The sequence below is a fragment of the Nonomuraea sp. NPDC004186 genome (genome assembly GCF_053603495.1).
Genome location: NZ_JBSGFQ010000022.1, coordinates 17,932 through 38,654, shown reverse-complemented (window position 1 = coordinate 38,654; position 20,723 = coordinate 17,932). Strand labels below are relative to the sequence as shown.

Here is a 20,723-nt window from a genome sequence, read left to right as displayed (position 1 = left end):
TTTCACTGAGCTGTGGAACCGCCCCCGCCGCTACTGCGACGGGGGCGGGGTCTTCACTCAGGCGGGAGTGCAGGTGATGGGGTCGGGGACGGTGGGTGTGCCGTTGGCGATGAAGCCGAACGTGGTGGTGGCGCCCGGCGCGAGCGCCCCGTTGTACGCCTCGTTCTTGACGGTGACGCCGGACCCCGCCTGGGTGTGCTTGCCGCCCCAGAGCTGGGTGATCTGGTTCGCCGACGTCCAGGCGACCGTCCATCCGGTGGTCGCCGAGGTGCCGTTGTTCTTCACCGTCACCTCGGCCTGGAAGGCGCCGCCCCACGAGCTCGTCACCTTGTACGTCGCCGCGCACCCGCCGGTCGGCGGCGGCGTCGTGTTCGTCGTGGTGAACGAGGTGCCGTCGGACGACGCCGAGGCGTTGCCCGCCGCGTCCCGCGCCACCACGGAGGCGGTGTAGGAGGTGCTAGGGGTGAGCCCGCTCAGGTTGAAGGACGCGCTCGTGGCCGTGCCTACCTTTTGGGACCCCAGGTAGACGTCGTAGCCGCTCACGCCCACGTTGTCCGTGGAGGCGGTCCAGCTCAGCTTGGCCGTCGAGCCCGTGATCTCGGAGACCGCGGGCTTGCCCGGCTTGCTGGGCGCTGTCGTGTCCTGCTCCTCCGGACCCGGGGGCTCACCCCAGATCTTGGTCGCGCCGCTGTAGAGAGTGATGTTCCCGGTGCGCACCGGCGTCGCGCCGGGCGTGGTGGGGATGTTCCGGTACGACCAGTCGTTCGCCGGGTCCCACGTGCCCGCGCTGGTGATCCTGAACTGCACCTCTCTGCGGTGCTGCGACTGCCCGGCCGGGGCGATGGCCTGGCCGGAGCAGTCGATGTTCACGTAGTACGTGGTGCCGCTCGCCTGATGCAGCGTGGGCGCCCTGCACTGCGTGTAGGCCGACGACACGGTGATCTGCGAGGCCGTCGTCGTGCCGTCGAGCGTGAAGTAGTAGCGGAACGAGCCGTCGGACAGGACCCTGGCGGGCCAGGCCGACTGGTTGCGGACGATGGCCTTGATCTCCGTGAAGCCGGTGCCCGAGGCGTTCACGCCCGCCTCGACGAAGAGCTCGGGGCCGTCCGGGGTCTCCGCCACCGGGAAGTTCGCCGCGGGAGCGCCGCCGTACTCCTTGTAGAGCCGGGCCAGCGCGCTGGTGAAGCCGGCGTTGTAGTCGGTGGCGACCTCGTTCATGACGTAGTCGTCGCGCTTGTCGGTGTAGGCGTCGTTCGGGTCGGGCGGTCCGCCGACGAGCGCGCCGTACAGGGTGTGGCGGGTCTGCTCGGGGTTGGTGATCTGGTCGGTCCACGAGCCGTGCGCCGTGCGGTGATGCGGGTTCTTGGGCGGGTTGGCGCCGAACCCGATCAGGTACGAGGAGTTGCGCGGGTTGTCACCGAGCGCGTAGTTGATCTGCCGCACCGCGAAGTCGTGGTAGCGGGCCTTGCGCGTGGCGTCGGTGATGGTGTCGCTGTGCACGAGCGCCGCGAACGAGGTGTTGGCCGCGTACCGCAGCGAGCCCCACCGGTCGAGCACGGCCTGACCGCCCGGCGAGTACGCCACCTTCGCGCCGTTCACGCCGACCGTCCACCAGTCGAGCCAGCGGTTGGCGTCGTCCAGGTAACGCTGCTTGCCGGTCAGCTTGTACAGCAGCACGTACGCGCCGTACGACTTGTCGTCCCACGCGATCGTCCACTTGTACGACTTGGTGGTGGTCTGCGGCTCGTTGCCGAGGTTGTCGTACCCGGTCTCGGCCTTGGCCAGGTAGGAGGCGTCGTTCGTGGCCCGGTAGAGCCAGATCGCGCCCCACACCAGCTCGTCGTTGTAGCCGCTCCACGAGTTGTAGTAGCCCTGCGCGTCGGTGATGCAGTCGGTGTACTTCTTCCTGACCGTGTCGGCGAAGGAGTACAGCTGCTTGGCGTGCGTCAGGAGCGTGTCAGCATAAGTCGGATTTGTCGGGCGGAAGACGATCGAGGAGGCGGCCATCGCCGCCGCCGTCTCGCCCGCCAGGTCCGACCCGCCGCACGACGCGTCGATCTTGTACGCGGGCCGCGTCATCTGCATGGCCTCGGCCGGGCCCCACCAGGCGTGGTCCGTGCCGCCGTTGCCGACCTGCCCGTAGAGCACGTTCGCCGACGGGTGGGCCTTGATGAAGTAGTCGTTGACGAACTTGAGGTTGTCGAGCAGGTGCGTGAGCTGCCCGGAGTTCGCGTACGCGTCGCGGTACTCGACCGCGCCCCAGGCCAGCATGGTCGTGGAGAACGCCATCGGGAAGCCGAACTTGACGTGGTCGCCCGCGTCGTACCAGCCGCCCGTGAGGTCCACGCCCACGTCCTTGCCGTCGTTCATGCCGGAGTCGCCGCGCCAGCCGACGCGGTTCCAGCTCGGCAGGTCGCCCGACTGCTGGGCCTCGTAGAACCACAGCGCCTTCTGCAGCGCCTCACCGTATGCGAACGCCGGTGCGGCGGCGTGGGCCGCCGGCCCCGCCCCCATCGAAATGAGGGGCAGGACCAGCGACGCCACGGCGATCAGTGCTTTTCTCACGGGAAGAGCCGTCCGTACTCGCCCAGGGCGACGGCGACGTCCACCTGTGCCCAGAACCGGTGGTAGTTGAAGACCGGCGCGGGGCCCGTGCCCTTCAGGAAGGCGTCGACCTTCGGCCAGTCCGGGTCGTTCTTGTAGAAGGACCTGATCGAGATGAACGTCGAGCTGGAGTTGATGGTGTCGCCGTTGGGCATCTTGCCGCTCCAGCCGGACGGCACGTAGACCGGGTCGTCCACGCGGTTGTAGTCGGTCTTGGTCTCGGGGACCGACACGCCCTTGGCGTCGCGGTTCTTCCACACGCCGTCGAGCAGCGCCTTGGCCATGTTCTTGGCCGCCGTGTTGTTCGCCTTGGCCGCGTAGTACATGAGCGCCTTGGCGTACGCGCCGGCCACGCCCACGTCGTTCGTGTAGTCGGCGATCGTCACGTGCAGGCCGGGGTTGGCCGGAGGCATCCCGGAGGTGGCGGTGAAGTCACCCACGGGCTGGCCGGTCCACCGCAGCGTGGACGGGATCTGGTACGAGCCGTCCGCGTTGATCGTGGTGTTGTTCATGGCCCAGGAGACCCACTTGTCGAGCAGCGCCTTGGCGTCGGCGTTCCCCGAGGCGTAGTAGAGCTCGGCCACCCGCTCCATCGTCCACGCCTGGAAGCCGAACCACTGGTTCGACGGCGGGTCGTGGTAGACGGGCTGCCAGTCGTAGGTCAGGCCGTGGAACTTCGGCAGGCCGGCCGGCGGCGTCGCGTAGTGGCCCTCCCAGCTGTTGGTCGCGCCACCGGCGATGGCGCCCTCGGCCGACTGCAGCCAGCCGTAGAACTGCAGCTGCCGGGTGAGGCTGGTGCTCCAGTCGGCCACGCCGGTGCTGCTCTTGGGCTTCAGCTCGGTCACGTTCGCCAGCGCCCAGGCCGCGAGCGGGTTCTGGTAGCCGGAGTGGTTGTGGCTGGAGCCGATGCGCCATGCCCAGCCGGCGCTGGAGTCGGTCGCGCCGCCCCAGGCGTAGTACCAGCTCAGCAGGTAGTTGGAGGAGTCCTTGCCGGTGCCGGCCGCGCACTGCGGGCTCGTGCAGCCGGGCTTCTTGAAGTACTTGTCGTACATCGCGTAGCGCAGGTAGTCGCCCATCTTCGCGGCCTTGGCGACCGACCCGGAGATCTGCGACTCCTTGCCCTGCGCCTTGGCCCACGTCTGCGCCCAGTACGCGGCCTGCACGGCGCGCGCGTCGGCGTCGGGGGCGTTGGTGTACCTCCACTGCTTGGCGTAGGAGCTGTCCTTGATGAACAGGTCCAGGTAGCCGTTGGTGCCGCCGTGCTTGAAGGTGTCGCAGGACGGCTGCGGGATCGTCTCGAAGACCGACTCCTCCGGGCCGCGCTGGTAGGTGTTGATGTAGGCGGGCTTGGTGGTGCCGTCGCCGCAGCGGCCGAAGCCGTAGGTGTTGTCGACGTCGAGCAGCCAGTGCATGCCGTAGATGTCACGGGTGCCGTACGCGCTCTGCAGCTCGCCCGCGATCGGGTCGGTGCCCGGAGTCACGCCGGTGTCGAGCGGGCTCGGGTAGTTGCTGATCTGGTTCGACTCCGGCGCGTACGTGGCCGGCTTGTTCGGCGTGTAGAAGGAGTTCGTCGGCTGGTCGGCCGTGGCCGGGATGATGTACTTCTCCATCGAGGCCCAGGCGTTGTTGAACTTCGCCCAGTCGCCGGTGACCTGCCCGTAGACCGCCTCCAGCCACAGGTAGTAGCTGTAGGCCTCGGACGTGGTCTCGTGCCCGTGGTCCGGTGCCTCGACCATGAACGTCTCGATCGAGTGGTACGGCACGCCCTCGGGCGAGAAGTAGCCGTTCGCCGGGTCGTGGAGCTCGTTGTACATCTCGACGAAGCGCTGGACGTAGGTGTTGTTGCCGCCGACGTCGTCGTCCGCCTCGGTGGCGGTGACGTCGACCGCGGTGTAGCCGGTGGCGCTCACCCGGAACACGCCGGAGCCGGCGGTGGTGTCGCTGTCGTTGGCCGCCGCGAGCGTGACGTTCTGCGCGGTGTTCCAGTTGGACGGCGTGAAGGTCAGGCTGGCGCCGCCGGAGACGGTCAGGTCGGTGTCACCGCTGGCGCGTGCCGTGGTGACGGTCACGTTGGCCGAGGGCGCCTGCGACAGCTTCACGCCGAAGCTCGCGGTCCCCGCCTCCGGCACGGACAGGCTTGTCGGGCTCACGACGAGCGCGGGACCCGTGTTCTGCGAGACCGTGATCCCGACCGGCGCCGAGGTGGTGGTCGCGCCGCCGTTGTCGGTGGCCCGCGCGGTGATCGAGTAGCTGCCGGCCGCCACGTTCGTCCAGCTGTAGCTGTACGGCGCCGAGGTGTCGGTGCCCAGCAGCGTGGAGCCCTGGTAGAAGTCGACCTTCGAGACCGTGCCGTCGGAGTCGGACGCGTTCGCCGCGATCGGCACGGTGGCCGGGGCGGTGAACGTCTGCCCCGCGGTCGGCGAGGTCAGCGACACCGTGGGCGCGGCGTTGGCGCCGCCGCAGGTGACCCCGTTCACGCTGAACGTCGTCGGGTTCGGGTTGCTGCCGGTCCAGGTGCCGTTGAAGCCGATGGACACGGACGCGCCGGTGCCCAGGCTGCCGTTGTACGGCATGTTGGTGGCCGTGACCCGCGTGCCTGACTGGCTCCAGTTGGCGCTCCAGCCGGTCGGGGTGTACTTCTGACCTGTGGTCGGGAAGTCGAAGCCCAGGTTCCACGAGGTGATGGGGTCACCGGTGTTCTTCAACGTGATGCTCGCGGTGAAACCGCCCTGACCGGGGCTGCTGGTCCATTGATTGGCCGTGTACGTCACGTCGCACGCCACGGCCGCCTGCGCGGGTCCGGCCGACACGGCCGAGGTCACACCCGCCACAAGGACAAGCGTCGCGGCCACGGCCAGTCGCCGCGACAAGCGGGAGAGAAGGGGAGGAGGTCTGTACTTCACGGGGTCTCCATGGGAGTAGAGGAGTGGGAGCGCTCCCAAACGGGATTGTGGGTGCCCCAACGCGTATGTCAACGGAATGGCGGTTCGGTAACCCCCGTGTTTCCTCTCACCAGGGTGCCCGGGATGAAAGTTTCATCCGCGTTCCGGGGCATTCAACGAGCATGCGGCCCGGCGGACACCTCCGCGAGCATCGCCCTCTGTACACGGATGGAACCACGACAGACCATGGGAGCGCTCCCAGCCCTCTAACACTGGAGATGATCGCTCGTGAGACTCCAACGCGGCCTCCGCAAATGGGCCGTGACCGTGACCGCCGCGAGTGTCGCGGCCTTAGGGCTCGTCGTCGGCCAGAGCACGGCAGCCAACGCCGCCGTCGCCTGCGACGTGACCTACTCTGCCAACTCGTGGACCAGCAGCCCCGGCCAGGGCGGTTTCACCGCGAGCATCACGTTGAAGAACACCGGTGACCCCATCACGTCGTGGAACCTGGGCTTCGACTTCCCGACCACGGGGCAGAAGTACACCCCGACGGGCTGGGGGGCCAACTGGAGCCAGTCGGGCACGCGGGTGACCGGGACGAACATGCCGTACAACGGCAGCCTGAGCACCGGCGGCTCGGTCTCCATCGGCTTCAACGGCACCTGGACGGGCAGCAACCCGAACCCGACCGCGTTCACCGTGAACGGGGTCACCTGCGGCGGCGGCGGGAACCCCACCACCCCGTCGGTGGTCACCTCGGCCAGCTCGGTCGCGGTGAACGAGGGCGGCACGGCGACGTTCACGGCCCGCCTCTCCTCGGCCCCGTCCGCCAACGTGACCGTCACCACCACCCGGGCCAGCGGTGACACCGACCTGTCCGTCAGCTCGGGCGGCTCGCTGACCTTCACCCCGTCCAACTGGAACACCGCCCAGACCGTCACCCTGGCCGCGGCCCAGGACTCCGACACGACCGCGGGCACCGCCTCCTTCACCGTCGGCGGCACCGGCGTCACCCCGGCCACGGTCTCGGCCACCGAGGTGGACGACGACGCCGTGGTGGAGCAGTCGATCATCGTGACGCCGACCGCGGTGACCGTGCCCGAGGGCGCCACCGCCACGTACACCGTGCGCCTGGCCGCCGCGCCGACCTCGAACGTGACCGTCACCTCGACGGCGGGCACCGGCGACACCAACATCACCGTCTCCGGCGGCGGCAGCCTCACCTTCACGTCGTCCAACTGGAACACCCCGCAGACGGTCACCCTGGCCGCCTCCGAGGACTCCGACACGGCCAACGGCAGCCGCACCATCACCGTCGCCTCGACCGGTCTGACCTCCAGGACGGTCACCGCCACCGAGGCCGACAACGACGGCGGCACCACCCCCGGCGGCCACGTCGAGAACCCGTACGCCGGCGCCACCGGCTACGTCAACCCCGACTGGAAGGCCAAGGCCCAGGCCGAGCCCGGCGGCTCCGCGGTGGCCAACACCTCCACCGCCGTCTGGCTGGACCGCATCGCGGCCATCGCGGGCTCCTCCTCCGCCATGGGCCTGCGCGCCCACCTGGACGAGGCCGTCAGGCAGGACGCCGCCAACGGCTCCGCGCCGCTGACCGTCCAGTTCGTCATCTACGACCTGCCCAACCGCGACTGCTCGGCGCTGGCCTCCAACGGCGAGCTGCTCGTCGCCGAGAACGGGCTCAACCGCTACAAGACCGAGTACATCGACCCGATCTCGGCGATCATGAGCGACTCCGCGTACGCGAACCTGCGCATCGTCACGATCATCGAGCCCGACTCGCTGCCCAACCTGGTCACCAACCTCAGCTTCGCCAAGTGCGCCGAGGCCAACTCGTCCGGTGCCTACGTCGACGGCGTCCGCTACGCGCTCAACAAGCTGCACGCCATCACCAACGTCTACACCTACATCGACGCCGCCCACCACGCCTGGCTCGGCTGGGACTCGAACTTCAACCCGACGGTCAACCTCTTCTACAACACCGTGGCCGGCGCCACCGCCGGTGTGGACAGCGTGGACGGCTTCATCGTCAACACCGCCAACTACGGCGCGACCACCGAGCCGTACTTCACGATCAACTCGTCCGTGAACGGCACGTCGGTCCGGCAGTCCAAGTGGGTCGACTGGAACTGGTACGTCGACGAGCAGTCGTTCGCCGCCGCCCTGCGCAGCGCCCTCATCGCCAAGGGCTTCAAGAGCGGGCTCGGCATGCTGATCGACACCTCGCGCAACGGCTGGGGCGGCTCCGCCCGCCCGAGCGGGCCGAGCACCTCGACCAACGTGGACGACTTCGTCAACCAGTCGCGCACCGACCGCCGCATCCACGCCGGCAACTGGTGCAACCAGAGCGGTGCCGGTCTGGGCGCGCGGCCGACCGCCAGCCCGGCGGCCGGGTTCGACGCCTACGTCTGGATCAAGCCTCCGGGCGAGTCGGACGGCGCCAGCTCGGACATCCCGAACGACGAGGGCAAGAAGTTCGACCGGATGTGCGACCCGACCTACCACGGCAACAGCCTCAACGGCAACAACCTGAGCGGCGCGCTGCCCAACTCGCCGCTGTCGGGACGCTGGTTCTCGGCGCAGTTCCAGGAGCTGCTGAGGAACGCCTACCCGCCCGTCAACTGACGACCGTCAGGACCGGGGGCCATCGCCCCCGGCATGAGCCCGAGAGACCCGCCTGACCCGGGTCTCTCGGAGGGACCCGCCTGACCCGGGTCTCTCGATTCACCCGAAGGGGCCCCGTCCGCGGGGCCCCTTCACCTCTGCGCTCTGCGCCACTCCGAGACGATCTCGTCAACGTTGAAGGGCATCAGGTTGAGCGGCGGGCCCGACAGCCCCGTCCTGATCGCGTCGCGGATCTTCTGGTTGATCTCGTCGAGGATCCGCCGCACCTCGGTCTCCGACCGGGCCCCGCGCGCGTCGGCCAGCGCCTCCTCCGCCTGCTTGCGCAGCGCCAGCGTGGGCGGCAGGGGCATCGACAGCCCTTCGCTCTCGATCTTCTGCTTGATCCACCACATGTCGTCGTGCGGCCGGTCCGGCAGCGGCTTGCCGGCCCCGGGCAGGTCGTCGAACTCGCCGCGCTCCTGCGCCTCGCGGATCTGCCGGTCGATCCAGCTCTCGAACGGCATGCCCAGGGGTTTCCGCTCGGTCAAGACGGCCTCCTCAGGCCAGGTTGTGACTCGGGGTCAGCGGGCCACGCCAGCCGAGCATGGCCTCGGTCATGCGTACGGACGCGACCGTGCCGGCCACGTCGTGCACCCGCAGGATGCGGGCGCCCTTGACGATCGAGAAGACGTTGGCGGCGATCGTGCCCTCCCTCCGCTCCCCCTGCGGCCGGTCGAGCGTCTCGCCGATGAAGTCCTTGTTGGACAGGGCCACCAGCGTCGGGTAGCCGATCGCGGTGATCTCCTCCAGCCGCCGGGTGATCTCCAGGGAGTGGAAGGTGTTCTTGTTCAGGTCGTGGCCGGGGTCGATGATGATCCGGTCCGGGGCGATCCCGGCCTCCAGCGCGTACGCGACCCGCTCGCGCAGGTAGCCGGCCACCTCGGCGGCGACGTCCTGGTAGCTCGGCCGGAAGACGCGCCTGCCCGGGCCGCCGAGGCTGTGCGTCACGATCACGCTGACCCCCGACTTGGCCGCGAACTCCGCCATGCCGGGCTCGCGCAGGCCGTTGGTGTCGTTGATCACGTCCGCGCCCGCCTCGACGGCCGCCCGCGCCACGTCGGGCCGGTGGGTGTCGACGGAGATGACGGCGTCGGTGGCCTTCCTGACCTCGGCGATGACCGGGGCGACCCGGTCGATCTCCTCGTCCGCGCCGATCTGCGCCTGGGCCGCGCTGAAGGCGAACCCGCCGATGTCCACCCAGTCGGCCCCGTCGTCCACGGCCCGGCACGCGGCCGCCACGGCGTTGTCGAGCTCGAACGTGCTGCCCTGGTCGTGGAAGGAGTTGGGCGTCCTGTTGACGATGGCCATGACGGCGACCTGGCGCGCGAAATCGAACTCCCGCCGCCCGATGCGCCGGACGGGCGAGATGATCCCCGGGGAAAGCGCTTCGCCGCTCACGTAGCGAGCCTACCTGGCACCCGACCACCCGGCGCGGAGCGGGGGTCAGGCCATGAAACGGCCGAAGGGGCGGCAGCCGGCCATCACGCGGATGCGTTTCATGACCTCGTGCGCCGCGCGCTCGGGCCCGCCCGGCAGCCGCATCGTGAGCAGGACCGTCGTCCCCCCGGGACCGGTGTCGAAGTCGGCCGTGTCGCACAGCCGGCGGATGAGGTAGATCCCCCTGCCGCCCTGCGCGAGCTCGAGCGGGGTGATGCTGCCGTTGACGTACCCGTCGGGGATGCCCCTCCCCTCGTCGGACGTCTCCGAGCGGATGACTCCGTCCACCGTCCACAGCTTGAAGTACCCATGCCCACCCCCGTGCTCCACGGCGTTGACGACGCTCTCGTGCACGGCCAGGACGAAGTCGTCCAGCCGAGGGCTGCTCAGCCCGCAGCTCCTGGCGCACTCGGCCACGGCGCGGCGCAGCCTGGTGACGTCGTCGAGGGCGAAGGGCTGGGCCATCAGGGTCCGCATGCGCTCCCTCCGTGTCGTCCGACAGGGCGGCTACAGGGCGGCTCTCGCGCTTCAGGACCTCGCGTCGTGTGTCACGTTCCCCGGAGGAGACGACTTACACCCCGGACGCACCACCGACACCGGCGGCGAGCTCCTTGACGCGGCCGACGGGTCCGCCGTCGGGGGCCAGCGGCGCGGTGTCCATGCCGGCCCCGTCGTGCAGCCCCTCGAACAGCTCCCGCACGGCCTCCCACGACGGGTGCCGCGGCGTCCACCCCAGCACGTCCCTGGCGCGGTCGGTCTTCATGATCGGGGCCCGCAGGACCAGGTCCAGCAGGCCGGGCGCGGCCGGCAGGAGCCGCAGGTGCCAGGCCGCCGACATGACCGTCCTGGCCACGGCGGGCGAGACCGGGACCGTACGGGTGCCGAGCAGCTTGGCCAGGTCGGGCGGGTCGAGCACGGGCGCGGCGGCGAGGTTGAACGCCCCCCGCACCTCCTTGGTGACGGCCAGCCGGTACGCCTCCGCCGCGTCCTCCGCGTGCAGCGCCTGGAGCCGCAGGCCCGGGATGTCCGGCACGAACGGGATCCGCCCCTCCTTGATCAGCCACCCCGGCACGAACGGCCCGCCGAACAGCCTGCGCTGCTCGGTGGCGGCCACCCGCTGGAAGACGAACCCCGGCCGCATCCGCACCACCCGGATGCTCGGGTGATCGTTCTCGAAGACGTCGAGCACCCGCTCGACGTACGCCTTCTCCCGCCCGTACGCGGCCCCCGGCCAGCCGTGCGTGGGCCAGCTCTCGTCCACCGCCCGGTCCTCGGGCCCCGGCGAGTACGCGCCCACGGACGAGGCGTGGACGAGCGCGGGCACCCCCGCCTCGGCGACGGCGCGGAAGACGCGCATACTGCCCAGCACGTTCGCCCGCCAGGTCGTCGCCGGGTCCCTGGTGGGCTGGAACAGCCACGCGAGATGGACGACGGCGTCCGCCCCGTCGAAGATCCGCGTCAGATCCGCGGTCGCGACGTCAGCCTGCCGCCAGTCGGTGCGGTCGATCCGCCATCCGGGCAGCCGACGGGCGACCCCGACGATCGAGGTCACGCCGTCGTCGGCGGCCAGCGCCCGCACCAGGCTGGTGCCGACGTTGCCGGTCGCACCCACCACAACGACTCTCATGGGTGCTTCGCTGCCCGCCGACCGGGCAGCGAAACCCCTCTGACCTGCCAGATTATGGCTGGAGCAGGATCTTGACGGCTCCGTCGGACTTCTTCTGGAACATCTCGTACGCGAGGGGCGCCTGCTCCAGGGGCATCCGATGGGTGGCGAGGTCCATCACGCCGAGCGGATCCGACTCGTCGGTCACCAGCGGCATCAGCGCGTTGGTCCACCGCCGGACGTGGGCCTGCCCCATGCGCATCGTGATGCCCTTGTCGAACATGCGCAGCATGGGCATGGGGTCCGTCATGCCCCCGTAGACGCCGATGACGGAGATGACGCCGCCGCGCCGTACGGAGCCGATGGCGTGGTTGAGGGCGGCGAGGCGGTCCACGCCCGTGTGCGACATGAGCGGCGCGGCCACCGCGCCCGGCAGCATCGTGGTGAGCGTCTGGGCGAGCTTGGCGGCCGGGGAGCCGTGGGCCTCCATGCCGACCGCGTCGATGACCGAGTCCGTGCCGCGTCCGGAGGTCCGATGGCGGACCTCCTCGGGGACGTCGGCGACCTCGCTCGCGTCGATGACCTCGATGCCGTGGCGGCGGGCCATCTCCAGGCGCTGCGTGACGCCGTCCACGCCGATCACCCGGTAGCCGCGGTGGCGGGCGATGCGGCAGCACATCTGGCCGATGGGGCCGAGGCCGAAGACGGTGACGCTGCCGCCCTCGGGGACGTCCGCGTACTCGACGGCCTGCCAGGCGGTCGGCAGCACGTCGGACAGGTAGACGAAGCGCTCGTCCGGCGGCCCCTCGGGCACCTTGAGCGGGCCGAACTGCGCCTCGGGGACCCGCAGGTACTGGGCCTGCCCGCCGGGCACCTGCCCGTAGAGCTTGGTGTAGCCGAACAGGGCCGCTCCCATGCCCTGCTCGCGGACCTGCGTGGTCTCGCACTGCGCGTAGAGCTGCATGCCGCACGTGTGGCAGTGGCCGCAGGAGATGTTGAACGGGATGACCACGCGGTCACCCGGCTTGATGTTCTCGATCGCGGAGCCGACCTCCTCGACGATGCCCATGGGCTCGTGCCCGAGGATGTCGCCCTCGGCCATGAACGGCCCGAGCACCTCGTACAGGTGCAGGTCGGAGCCGCAGATCCCGGTCGTGGTGATCCTGATGACCGCGTCGTTGGGCTCCTTGATGGCGGGATCGGGAACCTCCTCGACCCGGACGTCGCGCTTGCCGTGCCAGGTGACTGCCTTCATGGTGCCTCCTTACGGAATAGCCACAAATGCCGCATACCCGTACATATGCCATCAAATCGGCCGTGGCTCCAGGTGGCCTCCCGACACGCCTGGATCTTGGCAAAGGGCGAACGCTCCACGCCAAAACGCTTTACACGCTCTGTATTGGGTGAGTAACTATTGGTAGCTGACGCCCTGACAGAAGGAGCCGCGCGCATGCCGGTGAGCTTCACTCAGCACAACGTTGGATCACGCATCGACCGTCGCCTGGCCGGTTTCCTCGAGACCTGGCGAGCTCCCCTCGACGACCCCGACGTCGAGGCGGCGTACCAGTTGCTCACCGACTTCGTCCTCAACGGCGGCAAGCGCGTCAGGCCGCAGCTCTGCTACTGGGGCTGGCGGGGCGCCGGCGGGGGCGACGGCGACGAGATCATCACCGCCGCCGCGTCCCTGGAGCTCTGCCACGCCGGCCTGCTCATCCACGACGACATCATGGACGGCAGCGAGCTGCGGCGCGGCCGGGCCACCGTGCACAGGAGCCTGGCCGGGCTGCACCGCGGCCCGGGCTCGGACGCGTTCGGGCAGGCGGGCGGCATCCTGCTCGGCACGCTGAGCCTGGCCTGGTCCGACACCATGCTGTCGTCGTGCGGCGTGGAGCCGCACCGGCTGCGGGCCGCGCACCACGTGTTCGACACCATGCGCACCGAGGTCATCAGCGGCCAGTATCTCGACGTCCTGGCCCAGATCCGCTCAGGTGCGAGCGTGGACGAGGCGCTCACGGTGATCCGGTTCAAGACCGCCAAGTACACCGTCGAGCGGCCGCTGCAGATCGGCGGCGCGCTGGCCGGGGCCTCACTGGAGCTGCTGGAGTCCTACTCTCGCTTCGGCCTGCCGCTGGGCGAGGCGTTCCAGCTCCGCGACGACGTGCTCGGCACGTTCGGCCTGGAGTCGGAGACCGGCAAGTCGGCGCTGGACGACCTGCGCGAGGGCAAGCACACCGTGCTCGTCGCGCACGCCGTGCTGCGGGCCACCCCCGTCCAGCTCGCCCATCTCAAGAGCTGGCACGGCAACCCGGAGCTGACCGAGGAGCGCGCCGAGGAGCTGCGGCAGATCCTGCGCGACACGGGAGCGCTGGCCGAGGTCGAGGAAATGATCGAAGACCGTGTGCGCGAGGCCGTGACGGCGCTGGCCGCGGCGCGGATGGAGCCGGACGCGGCGAGAGCGCTGGCCGTGCTGGCCGACCAGCTCGCGCACCGCACCAAGTAGAGAGGTTCCCCAGATGGGACAGGTTCTTCTCGCGGCCCCGCGCGGCTTCTGCGCGGGTGTCGAGCGTGCGATCAGCACCGTCGAAGAGGCGTTGAGACGCTTCGGTCCACCGGTCTACGTGCGCAAACAGATCGTGCACAACACGTACGTGGTCGACGACCTCACCCGGCGCGGCGCTATCTTCGTCGAGGAGCTCGACGAGGTCCCCGACGGCTCGCTGGTCGTCTTCTCCGCCCACGGCGTCGCGCCGGCGGTGAAGGACGAGGCGGGGCTGCGCGGCCTGCGGACGATCGACGCCACCTGCCCGCTGGTCACGAAGGTCCACAAAGAGGCCGTGCGCATGGCCGAGGCGGGCTACGAGATCGTGCTCATCGGCCACGCCGAGCACGAGGAGGTCGAGGGCACGTTCGGCGAGGCCCCCGAGCGCATCCACGTCGTGGACCCGGCCAGGCCCGACGAGCTGACGGCGGGCGGCTCGCGCCCGATGAGCTGGCTGTCGCAGACCACGCTGGCCGTGGACGAGACCATGCAGGCCGTCGCCGAGCTGCGCAAACGCTTCCCCCAGCTGGTCGACCCGCCCAGCGACGACATCTGCTACGCCAGCCAGAACCGCCAGGAGGCGATCACCAGGATCGCCCCGCGGTGCGAGCTGGTCATCGTCGTCGGCTCCGCCAACTCGTCGAACTCGCGGCGGCTGGTCGAAGTGGCCCTCAACGCGGGCGCGGGAGCGGCGTACCTGATCGACCGGGCCGCCGACGCCGACGAGCGCTGGCTCGACGGCGTGCGGACCGTCGGGGTCAGCTCCGGCGCCTCCGTCCCCGAGCGGCTGGTCGGGGAGTTACTCGGCTGGCTCGCCGCCCACGGATACGACGACGTGGAGCCGGTGACCGTGACCGAGGAGACCCTCACGTTCTCCCTGCCGCTCGAAATCCGATCCACCCGCAACCCCGGCTAGGTCCCAAACCCAGATTGGTGGTGCAGCACGATGACCGAAACGACCAACTCGCCCACACCTGAGGCCGCCAACGGCAACAGCCAGCTCAGCCTCAGCACCGAGGCCGCCAGACAGCTCGCGACCACGACCAAGACGGCGCCGCAGATGCAGGAGATCACCTCCCGCTGGCTGCTGCGGCTGTTGCCGTGGGTGCAGTGTTCGGGCGGTGTGTTCCGGGTCAACCGGCGGCTGACGTACGAGCTGGGTGACGGCCGCATCACGTTCAGCACGACCGGTTCGGACGTGCGGGTCATCCCTGCGGAGCTCACCGAGCTGCCCATGCTGCGCGGCTTCGACGATACGGAGGTGCTGGGGGCGCTGGCCGATCGTTTCGCCCAGCGTGAGGTGGAGGCGGGCGAGGAGATCGTCTCCGAGGGCCGTCCCGTTGACCGGCTCGTGCTGATCGCCCACGGCCGGGTGGCCAAGGTGAGCCGCGGCGCGTACGGCGACGAGCAGAACCTCGGCGTCCTGGCCGACGGCGACTATCTCGGTGAGGCGACGCTGACGAGTGGCGGCAGTTTCGACTTCACCGCGCGGGCCAAGACCAAGACCACCGTGCTCACGCTGTCCCGGCAGGACTTCGAGCAGCTCGCCGACCAGTCTCCCGGCCTGCGCGAGCACCTGGACCAGTGGCTCTCGGCGAGCGGGGAGCACGCCCACAACGACTACGGCGAGGCGGCGATCGACCTGTCGGCCGGCCACAGCGGCGAGCCCGTGCTGCCCGGCACGTTCGTGGACTACGAGCTGAGCCCGCGCGAGTACGAGCTGAGCGTGGCGCAGACGGTCCTGCGGGTGCACACCCGGGTCTCCGACCTGTACAACCAGCCGATGAGCCAGCTCGACCAGCAGCTCCGCCTCACCATCGAGGCCCTGCGCGAGCGGCAGGAACACGAGATGATCAACAACAAGGAGTTCGGCCTGCTCAACAACGCCGACTTCAGCCAGCGCATCCGCACCCGCTCCGGCCGCCCCACCCCCGACGACCTCGACGACCTGCTGGCCACCGTGTGGAAGGACCCGGCGTTCTTCCTCGCGCACCCGCAGGCCATCGCGGCCTTCGGCCGGGAGTGCAGCAAGCGCGGCGTCTACCCGCAGTCCATCGAGGCCTTCGGGCACAAGGTGCCGGCCTGGCGGGGCGTCCCGATCTTCCCGTGCAACAAGATCCCGGTCTCCTCCACCTACACGACGTCATTCCTGCTCATGCGTACCGGCCAGGAGAACCAGGGGGTCGTCGGCCTGCACCAGACCGGCATCCCCGACGAGTACCAGCCGAGCCTGTCGGTCCGGTTCATGAACATCAACGAGAAGGCGGTCATGTCCTACCTGGTGAGTGCGTACTACTCGCTGGCGGTGCTCGTGCCTGACGCGCTCGGCGTGCTGGAGGACGTCGAGGTCGGCAGGAACGGCTGAGCGAGGAACCGGACGGCCGGCACCGCCTGCGCGCGGTGCCGGCCGATCACTTACGTGGAGGAGCTGCCATGAGCCAGCCGTTCGAACTGCCGGACTTCTACATGCCGTACCCGGCGCGGCTGAACCCGCATCTCGAAGAGGCTCGCGCGCACTCCAGACAGTGGGCGCGCGACCTGGGCATGTCCGAAGGCTCTGGCATCTGGGAGGAGGCCGACCTCGACGCCCACGACTACGCGCTGCTGTGCTCGTACACGCATCCCGACTGCGACGCCGTCGAGCTCTGCCTGATCACCGACTGGTACGTGTGGGTCTTCTTCTTCGACGACCACTTCCTGGAGGTCTTCAAGCGCACCGGCGACCTGGCCGGCAGCAAGGCGTACCTCGACCGGATCGCGCAGTTCATGCCGATGGGCGATGACCTGACCATGCCCGAGCCCACCAACCCCGTCGAGGCGGGCCTGGCCGACCTGTGGGTGCGTACGGTGCCCAGCAGGTCGGCGGACTGGCGGGCGCGCTTCGCCGAGAGCACCAGAAACCTGCTGAACGAGTCCCTCTGGGAGCTGGCCAACATCAACCGGGGGCGGGTGGCCAACCCGGTCGAGTACATCGAGATGCGCCGCAAGGTCGGCGGGGCTCCCTGGTCGGCGGGGCTCGTCGAGCACGCGGTGGGCGCCGAGGTGCCCGCCCGGCTGGCCGGGACCCGGCCGCTGCGGGTGCTGAAGGACGCCTTCGCGGACGCGGTCCACCTGCGTAACGACCTGTTCTCCTACGAGCGGGAGGTCGGGGACGAGGGTGAGCTGAGCAACGGCGTGCTGGTGCTGGAGAGGTTCCTGGGATGCGGCACGCAGGAGGCCGCGGACGCGGTCAACGACCTGCTGACCTCGCGGATGCAGCAGTTCGAGCACACGGCGCTGGGCGAGCTGGGCCCGCTGTTCGTGGAGTACGGCGTCGACCCGCTCACCGCGGCCGGCGTGCTGGCCTACGTCAAGGGGCTGCAGGACTGGCAGTCGGGCGGGCACGAGTGGCACCTGCGCTCCAGCCGGTACATGAACAAGCGGGTCGCCGCCCGCAAGCCGCTGGGCATGCCGTCGATCGTCAACATGCTGGGGGCCAAGCGGCTGCGTAACTTCACGTACGTGCCGTACCAGCGGGTGGGGCCCTCGCGGATCCCCGACCTGCCCATGCCCTTCCAGGTCAGGCTGTCGTCCCATCTCGACGCCGCCCGGCGCAACACCGTGGCCTGGTGTGGGGAGATGGGGATGCTCGACTCGACCCTGTGGGACGAGCAACGGCTCGTCGACCTCGACCTGCCTCTGTGCACCGCGGGCCTGCATCCCGACGGCAGTCCCGAGGAGCTGGACCTGGCGTCGTACTGGATGGCGTGGGGCACGTACGCGGACGACTACTTCCCGGCCGTTTTCGGCCGGTCCCGCAACCTCGCGGCGGCCAGGATCGCGGTGGAGCGGTTCTCGGCGTTCATGCCGCTGGACGGCTCGCCCGCGCCGGCGCCCGCGAGCGTGCTGGAGCGGGGCCTGGCCGACGTCTGGGCGCGTACGGTGGGGCCGATGCCGCCGGAGGGGCGCCGCGAGCTGCGCGAGGCGGTCGAGAGCACGTGTCTCGCCTGGCTGTGGGAGCTGGGCAACCAGTTCGCCAACCGCATCCCCGACCCCGTGGACTTCGTCGAGATGCGCCGGCAGGCCGCCGGCAGCGAGCTGACCATGAGCTTCAGCCGGATGCGGCACGGCCGGCGGCTCCCCCGTGAGCTGCGCGAGAGCGGGCCGATCCGGTCACTGGAGAACACCGCCGCCGACTGCGGAACGCTGATCAACGATGTCTTCTCCTACCAGAAGGAGATCGAGTTCGAGGGGGACCTGCACAACGGCATCCTGGTGGTGCAGCACTTCTTCGACTGCGACTACCCGACGGCGCTCGGCATCGTGACCGACCTGCTGGACTCGCGGGTGGGCCAGTTCCAGCACATCGTCGAGCACGAGCTGCCGGTCGTCGCCGACGACCTCGACCTCGACGCGGACGCCCGGCAGGACCTCGACGCGTTCGTGGACGGGCTGCGTAACTGGGTGGCCGGGGTGTTCCACTGGCACCACCACTGCTCCCGGTTCGACGAGGCCTCGCTGCTCCGCCACAACCGGGTGCCCGAGCGGCGGCTGGGCGGGCCGACGGGCCTCGGCACCTCGGCGGCCTACGCGGGCAGGTGATGGGTGCGGGGCTCGTAGAACCAGCCCATCATGCGGAGCAGTCGCCGCTGGTACGGCGTGACATTGTGCAGGCGGATCCACCGCTCCGCGGGCGGCAGCGTGGGCATGACGAGCACCCGCAGGCCGGAGACGTCGATGAAGGTCAGCTCGCCCGTGTCGACGACGATGTACGCGCCCTGGCGGCACCCCGCCAGGGTGTCGGCCACCGCGGGGCTGTTGGAGGCGTCGATCTCGCCGACCAGCGCGACGGCCGGCGGTCCGGGCGCAGCGCGCACCGTGATCGTCAGCTGCCCATCCTGGTAGAGCAACCGCTCTTGGACGCTCACGCTCTTCGCCCCCCAACACGCACGCTCTGGGGGTGTAATCCGGTCTCTGGCAAATAACCAGAACCCAGGTTACACGAAGTATGTTTGGCTATGTAATTTTCGCCGGAAAATGACCGAATTTCGGGGAAATTATGAAGGGCACGGCATGGCCGTGCCCTTGACTGCTGCGAAAGATCCGACTCGGACGGTGCCGCCCCGGCCCGGGGAGCGCTCCGGCAAGGTGCCGCCACTGGTGCCGCCACAGGGGCCGTGGCTACCGGAGCGCCCTCACGTCAGGCGTACGCGCTCAGTTGTTGTCGCCCACGTGGGACTGGTTGTTGAGCAGGTTGATGTCGAGGTCCTGCAGGTGACCGATGGTCGCGGCGTCGATGTACTTCACGGAGTCGTTGAGGACGTCGTTGGCCAGCGTGAGGTCGTCGAGCAGGCTCAGCTGACTGAGGATCTGCTGCTTCTTGTTGAACGCGTTGGGACCGACGTCGGCGGAGGCGCTCGTGGCCGAGAACCCGAGCAGGCAACCCGCGATCGCTGCACCAGCGAGAATGCGACGCATCATTTCTTGTTTCTCCTTCGTCGGAATTTGCGCGGGATGCGCGTCATCGTGAATCACTCGCACCGGGCTGCGGGATTCCAGGAATACCATTTCGCGGTGCCTCGACGGGCCGCAACCCGACTGTGCTAAGCCGGAGTCAAATGCGCGCACCAATTCCTTGATTGTTGATCATGGATCGTCCGGATATATACGACAAGCACGCATTTGCCCTGGGGTGGCGTGGGGGCAGTTTTTCAGCTTATGGCCATACGGACCTCCCGTATGGTCAAAGTCCGTTTTATCGCTATACAGAAGGAGGAATGCTATCGGGAGAACGGGCGGGCGGAGGCGGGCCGACGGGAGCGCTGAATATGTCATGAATAGAACACGGCGGCTGCTGCCAATAGCACTGGCACCGATGATTCTGTGCGCGGTTCCGGCCATTCCCGCGATGGCCCGGCGATCGGCGAGCGGGACGATCGCGATGCGTGCGGCGATAGAGATGATCGGCGTCCCGTACTCGTGGGGCGGCGGCGGGGTGAACGGCCCCGGGTTCGGCACCGGAAGAGGTGCGAAGACGTGGGGATTCGACTGCTCGGGGCTCGCGGAATACGCGTGGGCGCGGGCGGGGGTGTCGATCGGCTCGACCACGCGGGAGCAGTGGCGCTCCGGGATCCGGATACCCAAGGAGCGGGCGGAGCCGGGGGATCTGATTTTCTTCGACAGCGACTCTCACAGCCCCGGGCCCGAGCACGTCGGCATCGTCGTGGACGCGACGCGGATGGTGCACGCCCCGTACACCGGGCAGTCCGTCCGGGTGGACCCGCTCGGCAGGCGTACCTTCCTCGGCGTGGTCCGGCCGAGCGACACCTGGATGAACGGCCACGCGCTGAGCTCCGCGGCCTCGGACGGCGGCGACGCCCCGAGCTCCGCCGCCGTGAACGGCCACGCGGCCCAGGTCGTCCTGCAGTGATCGACCTGGGCCGCGGGACGGAGAGCTCGGTGCGCACCGGGCCCGTGCCGTGGGTTCGCGAACGTCCACGGCCCGTTTTCGCGGTTCACCTCAAGGCACCAGGAAGACGACCTTGGCCGGGCGGAGTCCCTCCCGGGAACCGCCGATCGGCTTCCTGCCTACGCCACGAGAGGAGCCGTCAGTTGTTGTCGCCCGTGTTCTCCTGGTTGTTTAGGATGTTGGCATCGATGTCCTGCAGGTGGAGGAGGGTCAGGATGTCGACGTACTTCACGGAGTCGTTGAGGACGTCGTTGAGCGCGGTCAGGTCGTCCAGGGCGCTCAGCTGACTCAGGATGGATTGCCCGCTGTTGTGCGGGTTGGGGCCGACGCTGGCCGAGGCTCCCGTTGCGGAGAGACCGAACGCGGCGGCCGCGATTGCTGCACCGGCCAGAATGCGACGGATCATGTGTGGTTTCCTCCATGGAACGGCGCCGGAATTCAGCGCCTAGTCGTTTGTGCAGGGCTGTGAGGTGCCGGAAATAACCATCGCGGCAGGCGGCCGGAACTGCAACTCAAAAAGCCCAC

15 protein-coding genes and 1 pseudogene are annotated in these 20,723 nt (G+C 69.3%); 6 read left to right on the top strand and 10 right to left on the bottom strand.

The genetic code is table 11. From position 1 onward, the window contains the following. Window positions 1–57 precede the first annotated feature (57 nt). Entirely contained in the window at window positions 58–2,619 is a 2,562-nt protein-coding gene (locus tag ACWEPL_RS19840; RefSeq protein WP_452437087.1) for a glycoside hydrolase family 9 protein, read from the bottom strand. Continuing rightward, window positions 2,562–5,435, bottom strand: a complete 2,874-nt coding sequence (locus ACWEPL_RS19835; RefSeq protein WP_452437031.1) for a glycoside hydrolase family 48 protein — start codon at window positions 5,433–5,435, stop codon at window positions 2,562–2,564. The genes ACWEPL_RS19840 and ACWEPL_RS19835 overlap by 58 nt, the downstream gene beginning before the upstream one ends. Before the next feature lie 339 nt (window positions 5,436–5,774). Here ACWEPL_RS19835 and ACWEPL_RS19830 point away from each other — a divergent pair, with 339 nt between their 5' ends. Continuing rightward, entirely contained in the window at window positions 5,775–8,129 is a 2,355-nt protein-coding gene (locus ACWEPL_RS19830) for a glycoside hydrolase family 6 protein (RefSeq protein WP_452437030.1), read from the top strand. A gap of 131 nt (window positions 8,130–8,260) precedes the next feature. On the opposite strand, the gene ACWEPL_RS19825 is transcribed toward ACWEPL_RS19830, so the two are convergent. The 5 genes from ACWEPL_RS19825 to ACWEPL_RS19805 form a co-directional block, all read right to left on the bottom strand. Next, entirely contained in the window at window positions 8,261–8,656 is a 396-nt protein-coding gene (locus ACWEPL_RS19825) for a DnaJ family domain-containing protein (RefSeq protein ID WP_363977852.1), read from the bottom strand. Window positions 8,657–8,666: 10 nt separating this feature from the next. After that, entirely contained in the window at window positions 8,667–9,566 is a 900-nt protein-coding gene (gene folP, locus ACWEPL_RS19820) for a dihydropteroate synthase (RefSeq protein WP_452437029.1), read from the bottom strand. A gap of 45 nt (window positions 9,567–9,611) precedes the next feature. After that, the gene (locus tag ACWEPL_RS19815) at window positions 9,612–10,082 is read right to left on the bottom strand and encodes an ATP-binding protein (RefSeq protein WP_355193655.1); all 471 of its coding nucleotides are present in this window, start codon (window positions 10,080–10,082) and stop codon (window positions 9,612–9,614) included. Between the two features lie 94 nt (window positions 10,083–10,176). After that, a complete protein-coding gene (locus ACWEPL_RS19810; RefSeq protein ID WP_355193653.1) occupies window positions 10,177–11,232 on the bottom strand; it encodes an NAD-dependent epimerase/dehydratase family protein in 1,056 nt (351 codons plus the stop codon). 52 nt (window positions 11,233–11,284) lie between these two features. Next, window positions 11,285–12,466 (bottom strand): zinc-dependent alcohol dehydrogenase, encoded by a 1,182-nt coding sequence (locus ACWEPL_RS19805; protein WP_452437027.1) that lies wholly within the window; start codon window positions 12,464–12,466, stop codon window positions 11,285–11,287. 195 nt (window positions 12,467–12,661) lie between these two features. On the opposite strand from ACWEPL_RS19805, the gene ACWEPL_RS19800 reads away from it, so the two are divergent. The 4 genes and pseudogenes from ACWEPL_RS19800 (at window position 12,662) to ACWEPL_RS19785 (ending at window position 18,331) form a co-directional block, all read left to right on the top strand. After that, entirely contained in the window at window positions 12,662–13,711 is a 1,050-nt protein-coding gene (locus tag ACWEPL_RS19800; RefSeq protein WP_452437026.1) for a polyprenyl synthetase family protein, read from the top strand. A 7-nt stretch (window positions 13,712–13,718) separates the two neighbouring features. Then, window positions 13,719–14,666, top strand: a pseudogene (locus tag ACWEPL_RS19795) (4-hydroxy-3-methylbut-2-enyl diphosphate reductase); the annotation flags it as partial. A 30-nt stretch (window positions 14,667–14,696) separates the two neighbouring features. Further along, a complete protein-coding gene (locus ACWEPL_RS19790) occupies window positions 14,697–16,115 on the top strand; it encodes a family 2B encapsulin nanocompartment shell protein (protein ID WP_350723659.1) in 1,419 nt (472 codons plus the stop codon). Between the two features lie 68 nt (window positions 16,116–16,183). Continuing rightward, window positions 16,184–18,331, top strand: coding sequence for a terpene synthase family protein (locus ACWEPL_RS19785; RefSeq protein ID WP_452437025.1), 2,148 nt, complete (start codon window positions 16,184–16,186; stop codon window positions 18,329–18,331). Here ACWEPL_RS19785 and ACWEPL_RS19780 read toward each other — a convergent pair. Continuing rightward, entirely contained in the window at window positions 18,316–18,657 is a 342-nt protein-coding gene (locus ACWEPL_RS19780; protein WP_350723662.1) for an STAS domain-containing protein, read from the bottom strand. The genes ACWEPL_RS19785 and ACWEPL_RS19780 overlap by 16 nt on opposite strands. A 286-nt stretch (window positions 18,658–18,943) precedes the next feature. Then, on the bottom strand, window positions 18,944–19,210 hold the full coding sequence (locus tag ACWEPL_RS19775) for a hypothetical protein (RefSeq protein WP_363977835.1): 267 nt from the start codon (window positions 19,208–19,210) through the stop codon (window positions 18,944–18,946). 460 nt (window positions 19,211–19,670) lie between these two features. Between ACWEPL_RS19775 and ACWEPL_RS19770 the strand changes: the two genes are divergently transcribed. Then, the gene (locus ACWEPL_RS19770; protein WP_350723664.1) at window positions 19,671–20,159 is read left to right on the top strand and encodes a C40 family peptidase; all 489 of its coding nucleotides are present in this window, start codon (window positions 19,671–19,673) and stop codon (window positions 20,157–20,159) included. A gap of 178 nt (window positions 20,160–20,337) precedes the next feature. Here the strand turns inward: ACWEPL_RS19770 and ACWEPL_RS19765 are convergent, their stop codons facing one another. Further along, entirely contained in the window at window positions 20,338–20,604 is a 267-nt protein-coding gene (locus ACWEPL_RS19765; RefSeq protein WP_350723666.1) for a hypothetical protein, read from the bottom strand. Window positions 20,605–20,723: the final 119 nt, after the last annotated feature.

What these genes read in the sequence shown, in the direction of transcription:
- ACWEPL_RS19815 (WP_355193655.1), bottom strand. Translation starts at nt 10,082, where the DNA reads ATGCGGACCCTGATGGCCCAGCCCTTCGCCCTCGACGACGTCACCAGG.
- ACWEPL_RS19810 (WP_355193653.1), bottom strand. Translation starts at nt 11,232, where the DNA reads ATGAGAGTCGTTGTGGTGGGTGCGACCGGCAACGTCGGCACCAGCCTG.
- ACWEPL_RS19805 (WP_452437027.1), bottom strand. Translation starts at nt 12,466, where the DNA reads ATGAAGGCAGTCACCTGGCACGGCAAGCGCGACGTCCGGGTCGAGGAG.
- ACWEPL_RS19800 (WP_452437026.1), top strand. Translation starts at nt 12,662, where the DNA reads ATGCCGGTGAGCTTCACTCAGCACAACGTTGGATCACGCATCGACCGT.
- ACWEPL_RS19790 (WP_350723659.1), top strand. Translation starts at nt 14,697, where the DNA reads ATGACCGAAACGACCAACTCGCCCACACCTGAGGCCGCCAACGGCAAC.
- ACWEPL_RS19785 (WP_452437025.1), top strand. Translation starts at nt 16,184, where the DNA reads ATGAGCCAGCCGTTCGAACTGCCGGACTTCTACATGCCGTACCCGGCG.
- ACWEPL_RS19775 (WP_363977835.1), bottom strand. Translation starts at nt 19,210, where the DNA reads ATGATGCGTCGCATTCTCGCTGGTGCAGCGATCGCGGGTTGCCTGCTC.
- ACWEPL_RS19770 (WP_350723664.1), top strand. Translation starts at nt 19,671, where the DNA reads ATGCGTGCGGCGATAGAGATGATCGGCGTCCCGTACTCGTGGGGCGGC.
- ACWEPL_RS19765 (WP_350723666.1), bottom strand. Translation starts at nt 20,604, where the DNA reads ATGATCCGTCGCATTCTGGCCGGTGCAGCAATCGCGGCCGCCGCGTTC.